Origin of the sequence: Actinoallomurus acaciae, assembly GCF_042429965.1 — a bacterium.
In the GTDB taxonomy this organism is placed as follows: Bacteria; Actinomycetota; Actinomycetes; order Streptosporangiales; family Streptosporangiaceae; genus Actinoallomurus; species Actinoallomurus acaciae.
The window spans coordinates 1-2,686 of record NZ_JBHLZP010000800.1 but is presented as its reverse complement, the minus strand read 5'-3'; the positions used below and the strand labels follow the sequence as shown (position 1 = coordinate 2,686).

Here is a 2,686-nt window from a genome sequence, read left to right as displayed (position 1 = left end):
AAGGCGGCGCTGCGGACGCAGCGGATTGAGACGCCGTCGTGGGCGTATGGAAATTCGGGTACGCGTTTTAAGGTGTTCGCGCAGGAGGGTGTGCCGCGTACGCCGTGGGAGAAGATCGATGATGCGGCGCAGGTGCATCGTTTTACGGGTGTGGCGCCGGGTGTGGCGTTGCATATTCCGTGGGATCGGGTGGATGACTACGCGGGGTTGGCCGTGTATGCGCGTGAGTGTGGGGTTCGGGTCGGGGCGATCAATTCGAATGTGTTCCAGGATGACGATTACATGCTGGGTAGTGTCGCCAATCCTGATCCGGTGGTGCGGAGGAAGGCGCTGGGGCATCTGCTGGAGTGTGTGGACATCATGGACGCGACGGGGTCGCGTGATTTGAAGTTGTGGTTCTCCGATGGCACGAATTATCCGGGTCAGGATGATATCCGGGCTCGTCAGGATCGGTTCGCTGAGGCGTTGGCGGCGGTGTATGAGCGGTTGGGGGAGGGGCAGCGGTTCTTGCTGGAGTACAAGTTGTTCGAGCCGGCGTTCTACAGCACGGATGTGCCGGATTGGGGCACCTCGTACGCGCATTGTCTGAAGCTGGGGCCGAAGGCGCGGGTGGTGGTGGATACCGGGCATCATGCGCCGGGGACGAACATCGAGTTCATCGTGGCGTTCTTGCTGCGTGAGGGGAAGCTGGGCGGGTTCGACTTCAATTCCCGGTTTTATGCCGATGATGACCTGATGGTGGGGGCGGCGGATCCGTTCCAGTTGTTCCGGATCATGTATGAGGTGGTGCGGGGCGGCGGGTTCAATGACGGGGTCGCGTTCATGCTTGATCAGTGTCACAACATCGAGCCGAAGATTCCGGGTCAGATTCGTTCGGTGATGAATGTTCAGGAGGCCACGGCCAAGGCGTTGCTGGTGGATGTGGAGGCGTTGCGGGGGGCGCAGGAGGCCGGTGACGTGCTCGGCGCCAACGCGGTGTTCATGGACGCCTACAACACCGACGTCCGTCCTCTCCTCGCCGAACTGCGTGAGGAGATGGGGCTGGACCCGGACCCGATGGCGGCCTATGCCCGGTCCGGCTACTTCGAAAAGATCCGCGCCGAACGCAAGGACGGCCAGGCGGCCGGTTGGGGGGCCTGACCGTGGGAATCGTCGACGACCTGCTCAAACGCTGTCACGAGGTGGGCTCCGACCCGCGCAACACCAACTACGCCGGCGGCAACGCCTCCGCGAAGGGCGTCGCTGAAGACCCGGTGACCGGCGGCGACGTCGAGTTGATGTGGGTGAAGGGTTCCGGCGGTGACCTGGGCACTCTCAAGGAGTCGGGTCTGGCCGTGCTGCGGCTGGACCGGTTGCGCGCCCTGGTGAACGTCTACCCGGGCGTCGAGCGCGAGGATGAGATGGTCGCCGCGTTCGACCACTGCGGGTTCGGCAAGGGCGGTGCGGCGCCGTCCATCGACACCGCCATGCATGGTCTGGTCGACGCCGCGCACGTCGATCACCTGCACCCGGACTCGGGCATCGCGATCGCCACCGCCGCCGACGGTGAGGAGCTGACCCGGCGGATCTTCGGTGACCGGGTGGTGTGGGTGCCCTGGCGCCGGCCCGGCTTCCAGCTCGGCCTGGACATCGCCGCGATCAAGAAGGACAACCCGCAGGCCATCGGCTGTGTCCTGGGCGGCCACGGCATCACCGCCTGGGGTGGCACCAGCGCGGAGTGTCAGGCCAACTCCCTGGACATCATCCGGACCGCCGAGGCCTACATCGCCGAACACGGCCGTACGGACCCGTTCGGTGCGGTGATCCACGAGACGCTGCCCGAGGCCGAGCGGCGAGAGCGGGCGGCGGCGCTGTTCCCGCTGATCCGTGGGCTGGCCTCCACAGACCGCCCGCAGGTCGGCCACTACACCGACACCCCCGAGGTCCTGGACTTCGTGGCCCGGGCCGAGCACCCGCGTCTCGCCGCGCTCGGCACCTCCTGCCCGGACCACTTCCTGCGCACGAAGGTCCGCCCGCTCGTACTGGACCTGTCACCCACCGCGCCCCTGGACGAGGTGCGGGACCGGTTGCGCGAGCTGCACGAGGCGTACCGGGAGGACTACCGCGGCTACTACGAGCGGTACGCCACCGAGAACAGCCCGGCGATGCGGGGCGCGGACCCGGCGGTCGTGCTCGTGCCCGGCGTCGGCATGTTCAGCTTCGGTAAGGACAAGCAGACCGCACGGGTGGCGGGGGAGTTCTATCTCAACGCCGTCAACGTGATGCGCGGCGCGGAAGCGCTGTCGGCCTACGCCCCGATTCCGGAGTCGGAGAAGTTCCGGATCGAGTACTGGGAGCTGGAGGAGGCCAAGCTCCGCCGCATGCCCAGGCCGAAGGCCCTCGCCACCCGTGTCGCGTTCGTGACCGGCGGCGGCTCCGGCATCGGCGCCGCCACCGCGCGCCGCCTGGCCGCCGAGGGCGCCTGCGTCGTCGTCGCCGACCGGGACGCCGGTGCGGCCGAGAAGGTCGCCGCCGAGATCGGCGCCTCGGCGCTCCAGCCGACGGACGTGGCCACCTCGGTCGTCGTCGACGTCACCGACGAGACCCAGATCGCCGCCGCGCTGCGCGAGGCCGTGCTGGCGTTCGGCGGCGTCGACCTGGTGGTCAACAACGCGGGCCTGTCGCTGTCCAAACCGCTGCTGGAGAC

2 protein-coding genes are annotated in these 2,686 nt (G+C 67.6%); both read left to right on the top strand.

All coding sequences use genetic code 11. The annotated features are described in order from the left end of the window. A partial coding sequence (gene rhaI / locus ACFFNX_RS47170; protein WP_378212925.1) for an L-rhamnose isomerase occupies nucleotides 1-1,140 on the top strand: 1,140 nt, incomplete at its 5' end. A 2-nt stretch (nucleotides 1,141-1,142) separates the two neighbouring features. Beyond that, the coding region (gene rhaD, locus ACFFNX_RS47165) for a bifunctional rhamnulose-1-phosphate aldolase/short-chain dehydrogenase (RefSeq protein WP_378212924.1) at nucleotides 1,143-2,686 on the top strand (1,544 nt) is incomplete at its 3' end.